The 15,362-nt window shown below is 60.4% G+C and carries 15 protein-coding genes and 1 pseudogene; 7 read left to right on the top strand and 9 right to left on the bottom strand.

From position 1 onward, the window contains the following. Positions 1-22: 22 nt before the first annotated feature. Both M1E16_RS13560 and M1E16_RS13555 read left to right on the top strand, forming a co-directional pair. Positions 23-706: a type 1 glutamine amidotransferase domain-containing protein gene (locus tag M1E16_RS13560; protein ID WP_434697712.1), complete on the top strand. Its 684-nt coding sequence runs from the start codon at positions 23-25 to the stop codon at positions 704-706. A gap of 74 nt (positions 707-780) precedes the next feature. Next, complete coding sequence (locus M1E16_RS13555) at positions 781-1,941, top strand: alkene reductase (protein WP_458130235.1); 1,161 nt, start codon at positions 781-783, stop codon at positions 1,939-1,941. A gap of 149 nt (positions 1,942-2,090) precedes the next feature. On the opposite strand, the pseudogene M1E16_RS13550 reads toward M1E16_RS13555, so the two are convergent. Further along, positions 2,091-2,547: pseudogene (locus M1E16_RS13550) on the bottom strand (TetR/AcrR family transcriptional regulator); the annotation flags it as partial. 161 nt (positions 2,548-2,708) lie between these two features. Between M1E16_RS13550 and M1E16_RS13545 the strand changes: the two are divergent. After that, entirely contained in the window at positions 2,709-3,443 is a 735-nt protein-coding gene (locus M1E16_RS13545; protein ID WP_458130234.1) for an NADPH-dependent F420 reductase, read from the top strand. A 42-nt stretch (positions 3,444-3,485) separates the two neighbouring features. On the opposite strand, the gene M1E16_RS13540 is transcribed toward M1E16_RS13545, so the two are convergent. Then, positions 3,486-4,400, bottom strand: coding sequence for a LysR substrate-binding domain-containing protein (locus M1E16_RS13540; protein WP_458130233.1), 915 nt, complete (start codon positions 4,398-4,400; stop codon positions 3,486-3,488). Between the two features lie 150 nt (positions 4,401-4,550). On the opposite strand from M1E16_RS13540, the gene M1E16_RS13535 reads away from it, so the two are divergent. Next, positions 4,551-5,561, top strand: a complete 1,011-nt coding sequence (locus tag M1E16_RS13535; protein ID WP_458130232.1) for a zinc-dependent alcohol dehydrogenase family protein — start codon at positions 4,551-4,553, stop codon at positions 5,559-5,561. Positions 5,562-5,613: 52 nt separating this feature from the next. Here the strand turns inward: M1E16_RS13535 and M1E16_RS13530 are convergent, their stop codons facing one another. From M1E16_RS13530 to pstS, 6 genes are all read right to left on the bottom strand, one after another. Next, complete coding sequence (locus tag M1E16_RS13530; protein ID WP_458130231.1) at positions 5,614-6,234, bottom strand: hypothetical protein; 621 nt, start codon at positions 6,232-6,234, stop codon at positions 5,614-5,616. Next, on the bottom strand, positions 6,234-6,932 hold the full coding sequence (locus M1E16_RS13525) for a hypothetical protein (RefSeq protein ID WP_305501063.1): 699 nt from the start codon (positions 6,930-6,932) through the stop codon (positions 6,234-6,236). The genes M1E16_RS13530 and M1E16_RS13525 overlap by 1 nt, the downstream gene beginning before the upstream one ends. Before the next feature lie 95 nt (positions 6,933-7,027). After that, positions 7,028-7,789, bottom strand: a complete 762-nt coding sequence (pstB, locus tag M1E16_RS13520) for a phosphate ABC transporter ATP-binding protein PstB (RefSeq protein WP_025214260.1) — start codon at positions 7,787-7,789, stop codon at positions 7,028-7,030. Between the two features lie 75 nt (positions 7,790-7,864). After that, positions 7,865-8,776: a phosphate ABC transporter permease PstA gene (pstA, locus tag M1E16_RS13515; RefSeq protein ID WP_434600771.1), complete on the bottom strand. Its 912-nt coding sequence runs from the start codon at positions 8,774-8,776 to the stop codon at positions 7,865-7,867. Then, a complete protein-coding gene (pstC, locus tag M1E16_RS13510; protein ID WP_305501066.1) occupies positions 8,776-9,741 on the bottom strand; it encodes a phosphate ABC transporter permease subunit PstC in 966 nt (321 codons plus the stop codon). The genes pstA and pstC overlap by 1 nt, the downstream gene beginning before the upstream one ends. 74 nt (positions 9,742-9,815) lie before the next feature. Then, entirely contained in the window at positions 9,816-10,847 is a 1,032-nt protein-coding gene (gene pstS, locus M1E16_RS13505; RefSeq protein WP_434674431.1) for a phosphate ABC transporter substrate-binding protein PstS, read from the bottom strand. A gap of 188 nt (positions 10,848-11,035) precedes the next feature. On the opposite strand from pstS, the gene ppk2 reads away from it, so the two are divergent. Together ppk2 and M1E16_RS13495 are read left to right on the top strand one after the other, a co-directional pair. Then, a complete protein-coding gene (gene ppk2 / locus M1E16_RS13500; RefSeq protein WP_434600769.1) occupies positions 11,036-11,953 on the top strand; it encodes a polyphosphate kinase 2 in 918 nt (305 codons plus the stop codon). 308 nt (positions 11,954-12,261) lie between these two features. Beyond that, positions 12,262-13,020, top strand: coding sequence for a hypothetical protein (locus M1E16_RS13495; protein ID WP_458130230.1), 759 nt, complete (start codon positions 12,262-12,264; stop codon positions 13,018-13,020). A 13-nt stretch (positions 13,021-13,033) separates the two neighbouring features. Here M1E16_RS13495 and M1E16_RS13490 read toward each other — a convergent pair whose 3' ends face one another. Then, a complete protein-coding gene (locus tag M1E16_RS13490; RefSeq protein WP_458130229.1) occupies positions 13,034-14,467 on the bottom strand; it encodes an HD domain-containing phosphohydrolase in 1,434 nt (477 codons plus the stop codon). Positions 14,468-14,578: 111 nt separating this feature from the next. Between M1E16_RS13490 and M1E16_RS13485 the strand changes: the two genes are divergently transcribed. After that, complete coding sequence (locus M1E16_RS13485; RefSeq protein ID WP_458130228.1) at positions 14,579-15,340, top strand: alpha/beta hydrolase; 762 nt, start codon at positions 14,579-14,581, stop codon at positions 15,338-15,340. Positions 15,341-15,362 lie beyond the last annotated feature (22 nt).

The raw sequence follows: 15,362 nt of genomic DNA, 5'->3' as shown, positions 1-15,362 counted from the left end.
ACTCTCAAACAGGAAAACCGAAATGAAAGTTCTCATGGTACTGACCTCGCACGACACCCTCGGCAACACTGGCCGCAAGACCGGCTTCTGGCTCGAAGAGCTGGCGGCGCCCTACTACGCCTTCCTCGACGCCAAGGCCGAGATCGTTCTGGCTTCGCCTGAGGGTGGGCAGCCACCGCTTGATCCGAAGAGTAACGAGCCGTCCTTTCAGACTGACCTGACCCGGCGTTTCGAAGCCGACCCTGAAGCGACCGCCTTGCTTGCCAGCACCGTGCGCCTGGACAGTGTCTCGCCAGACGATTTCGATGCGGTTTTCTACCCAGGCGGCCACGGCCCGCTGTGGGACTTGGCCGAAGATCCGGTCTCGATCCGCTTGATCGAGTCTTTCCAGGCCGCCGGCAAGCCTGTCGCCTTGGTGTGCCACGCGCCTGGCGTGCTGCGCCACGTGAAAAAGCCTGACGGTACTCCGCTGGTCCAGGGCAAAAAAGTTGCCGGTTTCACCAATACCGAAGAAGCCGCGGTAGGCCTGACCGATGTCGTGCCGTTCCTGGTCGAGGACATGCTCAAGGCCAACGGCGGCCTGTATTCGAAAGGCGCCGACTGGTCCTCCTACGTGGTGCGTGACGGTCTGCTGATCACCGGTCAGAACCCGGGTTCGTCAAGCGAAGCCGCGCAGGTCCTTATCGATCTGCTGAACGAGGCTTGAGCCTGTTGCCGCGGGAGACGTCGCAGGTCTCCCGCCCTTATCGCGCCGATAGCTCGCCACCAAGGGATATTGTTATGAAATACAGCTCGCTGTTCGAACACACCTCGCTAGGCCCACTGACGCTGAAAAATCGCATCGTCATGCCGCCCCTGACCCGTCAACGCAGCGGCCAGCCCGGTGACGTGCCCACAGCCCTCATGGCCCGCTATTACCAACAGCGCGCGAGTGCCGGCCTGATCATCAGCGAAGGCACCCAAATCGAACCCCGTGGCAAGGGTTATGCCTGGACGCCGGGCATTTACAGCCAGGCGCAGATCGATGGCTGGCGCACCGTCACCGAGGCGGTTCACGCTGAGGGCGGGGTGATTTTTGCCCAGCTCTGGCATGTCGGTCGCGTGTCACACAGCGCACTGCAACCGGAGAACGCCGCCCCTGTCGCACCGTCGGCGATCCAGGCGAAAAAGGTCAAAGCCTTTATCGAAACCGGTCCCGGCACCGGCACGCTGGTCGAACCCTCGACTCCGCGCGAGCTGAGCGTCGCCGAGATCAAGGCGCTGGTCGAACTCTATGCCCAGGCCGCACGCAACGCCCTGGCGGCCGGTTTCGATGGCATCGAGATCCACGCGGCCAACGGTTATCTGGTCAATCAGTTCATTTCCGCCCATGCCAACCAGCGCACCGATGACTACGGCGGCTCGCTGCACAATCGCCTGCGTTTCCTGCGCGAAGTGGTCCGGGCCGTCAGCGCCGTGGTCGGGCCCGACCGTGTGGGCGTGCGCTTCACGCCGCTGTTCACCAGCACCGAAGAAGACCGCGTGTACATCGGCTTCGTCGAGGACGACCCGCACCAGACCTACATCGAAGCCATCAAGGTGCTTGAGCAGGCAGGCATCGCCTATCTGTCGATCGCCGAAGCCGACTGGCCGAATGCGCCGGACCTGCCCGAGGCGTTTCGGCGCGAGGTGCGAAGCACCTTCACCGGCCGCATCATCTATGCCGGGTTGTACACCGCTGACCGCGCGGCGCGCCTGATCGAGTCGGGCCTGGCCGATCTGGCCGCATTCGGCCGGCCGTTCATCGCCAACCCCGACCTGCCCCAGCGTATCGCCAATGGTTGGCCGCTCAACGCTCTTGATGCCACCGGACTGTACGGCGGTAATGAACAAGGATTCACCGACTACCCGCGGTATTCCCCATCCACAGTTGAACGTGAGGAAGCGGCCCCGGCGTTCTGACTCTACTGATTCATGAACCGTGGCGAGGGAGCTTGCTCCCGCTGGGCTGCGTAGCGGCCCTTTAAGTGAGCGCCGCGCATTGGAACGCCAGCCCTTCCCTCACCACGGGTTTGCCGACGCCTTGAGATTTGAAAACTAGTCCTTGTCCCTCTTAGGCTTTCAGGGCTGCCCGCGCACAGGCCATCCATGATCAGGTCCATCAACCTGGAGAAACGTGGATGCCATTCGCTCTGGCAATCCATTTGCCAGATTCCGGCAGTGGCCAGGAAAAAGTCGTCGCTGGTCACTCCGCTACGAGCGTATCGCACTCGCAAGTCCAGCCTTGGTCATCGCATATTCGGCGAGGCAGTCCATCCATTCCTGGAGGGCTTCCTTCGATGGTTTCGTGGCGAGCAGTTGTTCCGCCAACGAAGCCACCTGCTGCATTTCGAATTGATAGACCTCGGATACCAATTTTTCGCGGGTGGCGAAGTGGCGATAGAACGTGCCCTGTCCTACCCCGACTTTCTTCGCGATCGTGCTCAGCGGGACCGCAGGATCGAGGGTCAGCTCTGTTACGGCGACCTCCAGTATCCGTTCACGGTTTTTCTTGGCGTCAGCACGCATCACCAGTTCGACGCCACGGGAACTTGTCGTCGAGTGCTCCAAGCCATTACGGTGTACTGAAGCGAATGGTACACATCACAAGGTTCTGAAAATGCTGGCGGGATACAAAGCGCCAGCTGAATGATGAAAAATTTGAAAGCTTTTTATGCGAGGCCATCGAAATGAAGATCGGAATTATCGGCGCGGGCAACATTGGAGCCACCCTTGCCCGCAAGCTCGCTGCGTGCGGCCATGAAATCAAGCTGGCGAACTCGAAGGGTCCTGAAAGCCTGCAGAAACTCGCCAGCGAAATCGGTGTAAAGGCAGTGACCAGGGAAGAGGCTGTGTCTGGGGTGGACGCGGTTATCCTCTCGATCCCGTTCGCAAAACACCCCGAACTCGGGCAGGCATTCAGTAACGTCCCTGAAAAGACCGTCGTCATCGACACCTCCAATTACTATCCAGGCCGTGACGGGGCGATCAAGGACGTCGATGCCGGCAAGCCCGAGAGCATCTGGGTCAGCGAACAGCTTGGCCGCCCGGTCATCAAGGCCTGGAACGCCCTGCTCGCCGCCACGCTTGCCGACAAAGGCCAGCCAGCCGGGTCCTCAACACGCATAGCGTTACCTGTCGCAGGGAGCGATCCCGCCGCTTTGGCGGTTGCGCAGGATCTCGTCGAGGACACCGGCTTTAGCGCATTTGCCGCTGGCAACCTTGAAGACTCTTGGCGTCAGCAACCAGGTACACCGGCTTACTGCACCGAGTTGACATTGCCGGCGTTGAAACTGGCGCTGGCTGCGGCCGACAAGACACGGGCGCCGCAAAACCGCGACGCGTTGATCGCCCGGTTCATGGCGCCCGGCAGTCAGTTTTCACATGAGCAAATCGTTGCCTTGAATCGCGCCATGACAGCCTGACTGTCTCGCCTGTCCTGACGGGCTCAAGATGTTCCTGAACCTCTATCGTTCCAGCCACTCGGGATGAAGCTGAACAAAGTGCGCTTGCAGCCATTCGAGAAGAACCTGCACTTGCGGCGCCAGGTGCGTCCGGCTTGGGTATAGCAACGACACTGGGCGAGGAGCTGGTCGACAAGGTCTTAGAATCTCCACCAAAGCGCCGCTTTCCAGATACCCGGCCACAGCGATGCCTGGCGCCTGGATTATTCCGAAGCCCGACACACCGCACTGCACGTACGCATTCGATTCAGTGACGGTGATGGCGGGGTTGCTTACAAACGCTCGATCCTGACCTTCCATCACGAAATGCCAGGGCAATGGCCTGCTGCTCTGACCGGACAAGAAGTTCACGCCTCGATGGGCGACCAGGTCGCCGAGTGTCTCGGGTTCGCCGTGCCTGGCGAGATATTCGGGCGCCGCGCACGTCACCATCGTCGCCCATGCAACGGGGCGAGCGACTAATGTCGAGTCCGGTAGATCGCCTATGCGCAACGCACAGTCTATGCCCTCTCCTATCAAGTCAACGGCTCGGTCGGTCACGCCCAGTATCACGTTGATGCCTGGGAAGGTGCTGGTGAACGCTTTCAGGCTTCTGATGAAATCCATTTGCGCGAAAGCGGTCGGGATATCGACGCGAAGTCGGCCCGTAAGCGTTGCCCCGGTGCGGTCGAACATCGAAGTTGCGGCAGAAATGTCCGCAAGAATCTCCTGTACCCGCCCATAGAATCGTTCACCCTCGGCGGTGAGCGCCACCTTCCTGGTCGTGCGCTGGAAAAGGCGCACACCCAATGATGTCTCCAGCTCCTGAATGGAACGGGTGACCTGCGGCCGCCCTATATCCAGCGACTCGGCAGTTTTTGTGAAGCTGCCGAGTTCGGCAAGCCTGGCGAACAGACGCATTGATTGCAGCAGTTCCATGATGTCAGGTCCTGGCGAACGCTATTGTTGCCGCAGAATATAACAATCATGTCTTTTTTCACGCATTTATTGCGCCGCTCCAAAAGCGAACCATGTGCACAAGGCGAACCCTCTGCGGTTTGCCGTCACTGACTCGTTTGGAGATTCACAATGAAAGCCTGGCTATTAAAAGACTTCGGACTCGACAATCTGCAACTGGAAGAGACGGCTACCCCACGCCCGGGGCCCGGCGAATTGCTGGTCAAGGTTGGCGCTGTCTCGCTCAATTTTCGCGACAAGGCCATCGTTGACGGCATCTATGAGCCGCATAAGGTGCCCAAGCCCCTCATTCCCGTAAGTGATGCGGCCGGAACAGTGGTCGCAATTGGCGATGGTGTGACGCGCTTCAAGATCGGTGATCGGGTCAACTCGCACCTGTACTCCCGTTGGCTGGATGGCGAGCCCGGACCCAATGAGCCGGATTACTGTTTTGGATCACCATTGCCCGGTGGCTTGGCCGAATACATGATCATCCATCAGGAAAGCGCCGTGGGTGCGCCTGACAACATGAGCGATGAAGAGGCCGCTACGCTGCCGATTGCCGCGCTCACGGCATGGTATTCACTGGTGGACTTCGGGCAGATTGAGCCTGGACAAACCGTATTGGCCCAAGGCACTGGCGGTGTGTCCATATTTGCCGTGCAGATCGCAACTGCGCTTGGCGCCAAGGTGATCGCAACGTCGAGCAGCGACGAAAATCTGCAAGCCGTGAAGGGATTGGGGGCCGTAGCGGGCGTCAACTACAGGACTACGCCAAGCTGGGCAGACGAAGTGCTGAAGCTGACCGAGGGTAAAGGCGTGGATCTGCTGCTGGATGTGGCCGGAGGCAGCGGCATCAATCAATCGATCGCAGCGACCAAGGCATCCGGGCGTATTGCGCAGATCGGCTTTTTGACCGGCCAGACTGCGGAACTCGAACTGATGCCTCTTATCTTTCGCCAGACAACCATTCGCGGTATTGCGGTGGCGCCGCGCTCATCGTTCGAGCGGATGAATGCATTCCTCAACCAACACAGGATTCGCCCAGTGATCGATCAGGTGTATCCGTTCGAGAAAGCCCGGGAAGCTTACGAGCACCTGGCAAAAGGAGCATTTGGAAAGGTTGTAATCAAGATCGCCTGAACCACTGAGGCGCCAACATGGCGCCTTTTTTTGCGGTAATGCGGGCATCGCGTCAAGACAAAGAAGCTTCCGGGCGTTGTTGCGCGGCTCCTTTGGGCCTGAACATCTGCTGCCACTCAAGCTGCGCCTGGACAACAGCGACCGCCTCCAGCACCTTCTGCGCCCAGCCCTCGTCCTCCGGATGCACCACGACAACACGAAAGCCATGGTCATCGCCTTCGAGCTGCACGCCTTCGGAGTCATCGACATGCAAGTCGATATCGAACGCCGGCGGGTACTTGGAGGGTGAGTTCTCCAGCCCATGCACCGTCAGGGCACGGTTGTGCAGGACGCTGTTGACCACACCGTCGACGCGGATGCCGTACAGCAGCAGCCAACGGCGGATATAGGACGGCGTGCGGCCCGACGAGGTGTAGACCCAGATGCTGCAATCCTGGCGACGCAATTCCCGGATCAGCGAGCGGGTGCCCCGGCGCAGCGGCTCACCCAACCAACGGTGAATGCAGGCCGGCAGCCGGCTTTGCTCGACTTCGCAGTGGTGGAGTTGGCAGGCGAGCGTGTCATCGATATCAAACGAAATCCGTATGCGCTGGCGCTTGAACAGCTGCGTCGGCAAAGCGGTGCGGATGGCCTGCCCTACCCGGCTGCTGAATGTTCTGCATTTGACGTCCATCAATGGCCACCTTGGGAAAGCGGCAAAGACTCGCCTTTGAGAAAAAACTTCATTGGATCGGGTGCCTGTTCTTCTAAAAACGCTGCGTATTTTTTCTTGATCTTGGGCAATTCGTACAACGCCTTGACGCCATGCTTGGCAGAGTTGCGTATCACCGAGGATGGGTTGAAATAGCCTTCGGCATTTTCCAGTGTCAGCACAAACGGCGGCAAGCCCGCGCGCATCAGCAGATAGCTGACAATAAGCGACCCACTGCGGTTGTTACCTTCGATGAACAACTGCGGCTTGCTGAGAATCCGTACATAGACGCCTGCCGCGCGCTTCCACACCGACTCGCTGCGATAGGCACAATACCAGTTGTACAAATCCTTGATGCCTCCTTCAACATTGTTGAAGAAATGCGCCTCGGTCGCTGCCAAGTGATGGGCGTATTCCAAGCGGCGAGCCGGATCCCGGCCGCAGAGCACCGTGGCGTTGATCTCCAGCATCAGGTTCAGTTGCTGCAGATCGAACAGGTCGACGCCGCGGGCAACATATTCGTCAACCAACGCATAACCTTCAAGCACATTCTGCAGCACTTCATCGGTCAACGGGTCACGCGGCTCGGTGAAGTGCCGGCTGAGCTGGGCGAAACGGTCCTGCACTTCCCGTAGTGCGCGTTCAATCGCTGGCAAATCAAGGCGATGCGTAGCAGGCATTGGTGCTCCTTGGAAAACGCTTGGTAAATGTCTACCGGATGCCCGCCAAATCCATTTGGCTTCTGCAGGGATGCGGCCTTGACCTGATGTGTGGCTTAGCTGAACTTGCCGCTGATGTAATCGCCGGTCATCTGTTCACGCGGGTTGTCGAAAATCTGCGTCGTCGGGCCCATCTCGACCAGATAACCGGTGCGCGTGCCCTGGGAAATATCCACCGAGAAAAACGCCGTGGTGTCAGCCACGCGGATGGCCTGCTGCATGTTGTGGGTCACCAGGGCGATGGTGTAGTCCTTCTTCAACTCGACCATCAGCTCCTCGACCCGCCGGGTAGCGATCGGGTCGAGTGCCGAACACGGTTCATCCAACAGCAGCACTTCCGGCTCGGTGGCGATGGCGCGGGCAATGCACAGGCGCTGTTGCTGGCCGCCGGAGAGCGACAGGCCGCTGACCTTGAGCTTGTCCTTGACTTCGTCCCACAGCGCGGCGCCTTGCAGCGCATGCTTGACCCGGTCACCGATATCGCCCTTGTAGCGGTTGAGGCGCAGGCCAAACGCGACGTTGTCGAAAATGCTCATCGAAAACGGGTTCGGCTGCTGGAATACCATGCCGATGTAACGGCGCACGACCACCGGATCAACACCCTTGCCGTAGACGTCCTGTCCGAGGAAATGCACGTGGCCTTCGAAACGGAAGCCTTTCACCAGGTCGTTCATCCGGTTGAGGCTGCGCAACACGGTGCTCTTGCCACAGCCGGAAGGACCGATGAACCCGGTGATCTTGTTTTTCTCGATCGGCACATGGCTGTCACGGACCGCCATGAAGTTGCCATAAAAAATCTTGTCCAGTTTGCAGTCCATGACTACAGGTGCCTGGGTGACAAACGGAGCGGCTATTTGCGCAGTGGATACGTTCAAGATCAGATGCTCCCGTTCTTAATACTTGGGCTTGCCGAAAATACGGCTGATGATGTTCACGAACAGCACGATCATCACCAGCACCAGTGAGGCCGCCCATGCGAGCTCGAGCTGGTTGTCGAAAGGCATCCCGGAGAAGTTGTAGATCAGCACCGCCAGCGAGGCCGTCGGGTTCATGACCTCGAGATTGCCCTGGTGGTAAATCCAGTAGTTGCTGAACAGCGCGGTAAACAGCAGCGGCGCGGTCTCGCCCGCGGCACGTGCCACGGCCAGCATGACGCCGGTGAGGATGGCCGGCATGCCGGTCGGCAAGACAATTTTCCAGATCACCTGCGAGCGGGTGCAGCCCATGCCATAGGCAGCATCCTTCATGATCTTGGGCACCATGCGCATCGACTCTTCCGCCGTCAGCACGACGATCGGCAGCATCAGCACGGCCAGTGCCACGCCGCCTGCCGGCGCCGAATACGTACCGGTGGTCATCACCACCAGGGCGTAGGCGAATACCCCGGCCAGGATCGACGGCAGGCCGGTGAGCATCTTCGCGGCAAACCGCGCGGCGTTCCCCAACTTGCTGTCCGGCCCCAGCTCAGCCAGGAAGACGGCGGCCATGATGCCGATCGGCACCGCGATGGCTGCCGCGATACCGACCATCACGAAAGTACCGGCCATGGCGTTGCCGAAGCCGCCACCCATCTCGAAGCCGGTCGGTGGCAGCTCGGTAAAGACTTCCAGGTTCAGGCGCGCGCCACCACGGGTGATCAGCATGTAAAGCACGGAAATCAGCGGCACGCTGGCAAGCAGCGCGCCGGTCCAGACCAGGGTGGTCAGGATCAGGCTGCGCAGTGCGCGGCCTTCGAACTTGCGCTGCAAGCTGGGCATCGCGCCCGCTGGCGCGGTCAAGTCTGTTGCGGCAGTGAGGTCTGTCATCACTTATTACCCCGTTGGGCATACATCATGATCATCGAACCAAAAATGTTCACGATCAGCGTAATCAACATCAATACCAGGGCGGCATACATCAACACCTCGATCTCGTTCGGCCCGGCCTCGGGGAAGTTCAACGCCAGCAGGGCAGCAAGCGTGTTGGCCGGAGCAAACAGCGAGAGGGAAATGTTGTTGGCGTTACCGACCAGCATGGCCAGCGCCATCGTCTCGCCCAGGGCGCGCCCGAGGCCCAGCACCAGTGAGCCAAAGATGCCGGTGGCAGCGGAAGGCACCATCACCTTGAGAATCGCTTCCCAGTGAGTCGTCCCCATGCCATAGGCGGCCTGCTTGGTTTTCATCGGTACGCCGGTGAGCGCATCCTGCGAAACGGCGGCGATGGTTGGCAGAATCATGATCGCAAGCACCAGCGCCGCCGGTAGCAGCCCGGGCCCGCTCAGGGACGTGCCGAAAAAGGGTATCCAGCCGAGTTCGCTGTTCAGCCAGGTTGTCAGCGGTCGGATCGCCGGGATCACCACGTAGATCCCCCACAGGCCATAGACCACGCTGGGGATGGCCGCGAGCAGTTCAACGATGGTGCGGAAAATCGCCGCAAGCTTGGGCGGCAGGAAATCCTGGGTCAGAAAAATTGCCATGCTGACGCCGAAAAATCCGGCGATCAACAACGCGATCAAGGCGCTGTAGAGCGTGCCCCAGATAGCCGGCAGGATGCCGTATTTGCCTTGGTTGACGTCCCAGACGCTGCCCAGGAGCACGTCGAAACCGTGTTTCTCCATGCCGGGAATTGCCTTGCGTCCCACCTCGAACACCAGCGCAAATACCAGCGCCAGAATCAGCACCACGCCGATGCGCGCTAGCGCACGGAAAGTGCGATCAACCAGGAAATCCTTCGTCGAGGGTGGCTGGCAGGCAGAGTCCGGATTAACCGGTACGACAAAAGGTTTGTTCATGGGCTAAGTCCGGAACAGGGGGAAAACTCTCCCGGCGTGGCGCGGAGGCACACACCGAGAGAGACCTCACGGTGTTACTGAATGTTGGCGGATGCCTTGCGAACCTGCTCGACGACCGACGCCGGCAATGGGATGTAACCCATCGAATCGGCGATCTTCTGCCCTTCGGTCAGGCTGTATTCGACCATTTCACGCATGGCCTTGGCCTTGGCCGGGTTGCCGTTGTCCTTGCGGAAGATCATCCAGGTGTAGGACGTGATCGGGTAGGACTTGGCGCCGTCCGGATCCGGCAGCCAGGCCACCAGGTTTTCCGGCATCTTCACCGCCGCCAGGGCCTCTGCACCGCTCTCGGCGTTCGGCACGACGTACTTGCCGGCCTTGTTCTGCAGTTGGGCGAAGTCGACCTTGGCGAGCTTGGCGAAGCCGTATTCGATATAGCCAATCGCGCCCGGGGTCTGACGCACGGTAGCGGTCACGCCATCGTTTTTCGGCGACTTGATGAACTTGTCACTGGCCGGCCAGTTGACGGTGTTGCCCTCGCCCAGCGCCGTCTTGAACTCCGGGTTGATGGTTGCCAGGTGCTTGGTGAACACCGCGGTGGTACCGCTGGAGTCCGCACGTACAACGACGGTGATCGGCGTATCGGTGAGTTTCAGGTCCGGGTTGGCGGCAACGATCTGCGGATCGTTCCATTTGGTGATCTTGCCCAGGAAGATGTTCGAGTACACATCGCGTGGCAGCTTGAGGCCCTTGGGATTGCCCGGCAGGTTGTAGGCCAGCACGATTTCACCGGCGGTCATCGGCAACAACTGCACGCCTTCGGCAACCTTGGCGATGTCTTCTTCTTTCATCGCCGAGTCACTGGCGGCGAAATCAACGGTCTTGTTCAGGAAGTCCTGTACGCCCGCACCGCTGCCCTTGGATTGGTAATCCACGGTGACACCGTCGGATTTCTTGCTGAAATCCTTGAACCAGGTCAGGTAGATCGGAGCTGGAAAACTCGCCCCGGACCCCGTCAGACGGACATTCTCTGCAGCGAAGGACGCCGAGGTGGCACAAAGAGAAACCGTAACGGCGAGCGCAGCAGACTTCATCAAACTTTTCATTAAAAGAAATTCCTTGTGATGACGGGCCGGGGAACTCTGCAACATTCTTGTTACGGTTTTATGAATGCGCAGTGGCAAAGTGCACTTATGTCCTTCAGATAGCGCCTACAGCACGTTGGCTGTTGTAATCGCCCCGTAACAAATTGCGACTAACACTTCGCCATCTCCTACAACGCGAGCCCACGCCCATGTCCTCGACAGACGACACCTTGATACAGCGCATCCACCGGGAACTGCTCGATCACAGCGATGAAGAACTGGAATTGGAGCTGGCCGAAGACGGTCACGACCTGGATGCCCTGTTCGATGGACAGGCTCCAGAAGGATCAGAAAAAGAAGCCCGGAGAATCTACTTCAGCGAACTGTTCCGCCTGCAAGGCGAACTGGTGAAGCTGCAAAGCTGGGTGGTCAAGACCGGCCACAAGGTCGTGATCCTCTTCGAAGGGCGCGACGCTGCCGGCAAAGGCGGAGTCATCAAACGTATCACCCAGCGCCTCAACCCTCGGGTCTGCCGGGTGGCCGCCCTGCCCGCCCCGAACGACCGCGAACGCACCCAATGGTATTTCCAGCGCTACGTTTCACACTTGCCGGCCGCCGGTGAAATCGTCCTGTTCGACCGCAGCTGGTACAACCGCGCAGGCGTCGAACAGGTCATGGGCTTTTGCAACGACGATCAGTACGAAGAGTTCTTCCGGACCGTGCCCGAGTTCGAGCGCATGCTGGCCCGCTCAGGCATCCAGCTGATCAAGTACTGGTTCTCCATTTCCGACCAGGAGCAGCACCTGCGCTTTCTCAGCCGTATCCACGACCCGCTCAAGCAATGGAAACTCAGCCCCATGGACCTGGAGTCCCGGCGGCGCTGGGAGGCGTATACAAAGGCCAAGGAGATTATGCTGGAGCGCACCCATATCGCCGAGGCGCCGTGGTGGGTCGTGCAAGCCGACGACAAGAAAAAAGCGCGACTCAACTGTATCCACCACCTGCTCGGCCAGATGCCCTATGAAGAAGTCGAGCTCCCGGTGATCGAGCTACCGGAACGCGTCAGGCAGGAAGACTACTTCCGCAGTCCGACGCCGCCGGAAATCGTCGTTCCTCAGGTTTATTGAGACACACGGGGGGGCGCGCTGCGTCCAGCGCCCCCTTCTATCGCCTGACATGTTCCTGTCAGCCTCCCGTCACCCTGACGTCAGATCGTCCCGCCTAAAGTAACGCCAGGATTGTTCCTGCGGCGCCAGCGCCAACCTGTGGGAGCGAGCCTGCTCGCGAAGACGTCAGCACATCCCATAGCGATGCAAGCTGCACCGGCGCTTTCGCGAGCGGGCTCGCTCCCACGGGGTCCTGGCTTGAGCAAGGATTTGAATCCGCCGTTGTTTTTTTGCTGGAGCTCTTGTCATCAGCCGGAAGGAGAAACGCAATGAACCACCCCGACGGGCACGACAGCGCACTTGACCACTTCATCTGGCCGATGACGCCAGACGGCATTCTGAGCCGCAGAGACCTGTTGCTTCGCCTGGGCGCTGAGCAGCAACTCATCGCCGCACAGGATCCTGTGTGCAGGCGCGACCAACGAGACTACCTGCTTTCACTGATCGATTCGGCCCCGACACTGAACCATGGCGCTGAGCAACGTTCAGGCTTCGACGCCCAGCGAATGCGTAATGTCATCAGCGAAGCGGCCACGAAAAGCCATTGGGGCAAGCCTTCGGGAGGTCGCCGAACGCAGGGCATCGCCGCCCACTACGATGCGCAGAGCTACATGGCCGCGGTGCTCGATGTCGAGCTGAGCGACGAGGGTCGCCTGATTGTGCATGACACCGTGTTTGTCGCGGACCTGGGCGCTGTAGAAAACCCCGGCCGCCTGCGCGCTCAGCTGGAAGGCGCGTGCCTGATGGGCGTCGCGTTCGTGGCCTCTGCTGAATTTGGTGCGACGGCCGCTGATCTGTGCCCGACCCTCGCCCAGCGGCCCCGCTGGCCACTCGTCTCATGGTTGCCAGGGCACATCGCGGTACACCTGATCAACCCCACGGGTGTGCTCCAGGCCTGCCAGCCCAGCCAGGTGAGCTACGTACCCGTCGTCCGGGCCTTGTGCAATGCAATCGGCAAAGTCTCGGCCAACCGCACCAGCGATTTGCCGCTCAGAAGCCGGTTGCTCGAAAGAACGGGCGGACGTTAAGTCACTGCCGGCGTCAAATCAAACCCAGTGTCAGGGCCTTCAGCGTCGCCGCCGCCCGGGTGGTGCATTGAAGCTTGCGGAACACGCTTTCGACATGGGTGCGCACCGTGCTCGGGCTGATACCCAGCTGGCGCGCCACCTCCTTGTTGCTTCCCCCGGTACTGATGCGCCGAAGAATCTCGGTTTCACGCTCCGAGAGCAGTCCACCGCCCGGCTTGCAGGCTGTCATCGTGGCGTCCCCGCGTGACGCCGCCATTACCGCCTGGCAAGCCCGATGATCGAACCGTCCCTGATCCGCCTCGGCCAACAACAGGCAACTCGCTTCGTCGTGACTCAAGGCCGGCCGCCACGGCCGCTCGCTGAGCATCGCTTGCCAAGCCAGGGCCGCGGCGAGCAAACGATGTTCGGTTTGCAACGTGTCGCCGCCCAGGCTGCGGAAATAACCGCTGCCATCCAGGCGCTCATAGGCATGCGCCGCCAGCTGACCCGGCACCGCCAGGGCGGGTATCTGGCCACAGGCTCGCGATGTCCAGTAAGGCACCAACCGCACTTGCTCAAGATCCCCGTCGAGCAAGGCTCCCGGTGTATTCCAGAGGCGATTGGGCACCGCCGCGCGGCCGATGCCATGGATCAGCGCCGCTTGGCCGAGATGATCGATGGCCGGCGCCGACAGCCCGGAAAGCCTGGCGGCCTCTCGAACCAGCTCCGAGGCACGTCGCGAGTACCCCGCCAGCCATGGCAGCTTTAGATCGATCACATCAGCAACCAGGCTCAACGGCACCTGTGCCGTGGCGACCTGCGAATCAACTGACTGTGGCGAGCGCAGTTGATCCAGCCAATCTTCGGCGTTTTGCAGCATTTCAGCGGCAAGCGCTGCCGGATAACGGCGATCGCGCTTGCTGGCAATCCATTGCAATGCGCTCTCCAGCCCATGCGTACGGGACAGAATCTCCAGATCCCCCGCCAGCAACACCTGATAAACCACCTCCGGCACCTGCGGATGACGCAGGCCGGATGGCCTTCCCTCACCGTCGTATTGCTCGAACACATGACGCAGACCCTGTTCGACTTCGGTTTTCAAACCCAATGTGTGAGCAATATCACCGGACACTTCGCAATGAATCTGTGCCAGCGGCGTCGACCGGCGCATCGCCCGCTGCCCCGCCTCGCTGAGGGTATGCGTCAGCATTGCGTTGCGGCCCTCGACGTCATCGCCCAGCAGCCGGGTGAAGCCCTCGGCATTGGCGGTGCAGCCTGACCAGCGCAGCAAGGCCACCTGGCGTCCGGTCTCGGTGTGCTCGCCAGCACCGTTGCAAGTCTGCGCGAGCATCTGCACCAAGCGGGCGGTGCGACGCGACTGATCGAACGGCTGGCCCATGCTCAGGTCGCCGACCATGGACAACGCCAGGATGGCGTCTTCCACTGCGATACAGTCAGCTGTCGTCATCTCGTTTCCTCCGCGTATCCGATTGAATGTTGATGGCCTCGGATAAACGACCGATACCCGGGCCGCCGAGTATCGCCGAAACTGCGCTCACCCCAAACAGGAGATCGCATCATGTTCAAACCCAAGGCCCTTGCCCTCACACTCGCCATGACCGGTTCATTGTTCGGCGGCGCCGTCCATGCCGCGCCGCAACAGCCTTCAGTCGTGATCGTCCATGGCGCTTTCGCCGACGGCTCCGACTGGGGCAAAGTCGTCCCGCTGCTGCAGGCGGAAGGCATCAAGGTCACTGTCGTACAAAACCCGCTGACTTCGCTGGCTGACGATGTCGCCGCCACGCAGCGTGTACTGAACAACCAGGAGAGCGACGTCGTGTTGGTCGGCCATTCCTGGGGCGGCACCGTCATCAGCGAGGCCGGCACCGACAAGAAAGTCCGCAGCCTGGTGTACGTCGCCGCGTTTGCTCCGGATGCCGGTCAGGCCGTCAAGGATCTGGGCAAGGAGTACCCGGCTCCATCCGGCGTGAAAGACATCGCCGCCGACAAGAACGGCTTCCTCTACATGACCACCGAAGGCATGGCTCGCGGTTTTGCCCAGGACCTTCCCCCAGCACAAACCGCGGTAATGGCCGCGACGCAAGGGCCGATCCGCGCTTCGGCTTTCGATGACAAGACCAGCGCCGCTGCCTGGAAAGGCAAGCCAAGCTGGTACATCGTGGCCAAGGAAGACCGGATGATCCAGCCGGATCTGCAAAGGGCTTTCGCCAAGAAGATCGGTGCCAAGGTCAGCGAAATCGAAGCCAGCCACGTGCCACAGCAATCACGCCCGGCAGACGTCGCAAAAGTCATCATCCAGGCCGTACAGAAGAGCCAGTAACCCAGGCCGCTGCTGCGCTGAA

The organism is Pseudomonas sp. Z2-11 (assembly GCF_054161305.1).
The sequence above is the reverse complement of the archived record's forward strand: the minus strand, read 5'-3'. Positions and strand labels throughout refer to the sequence as shown.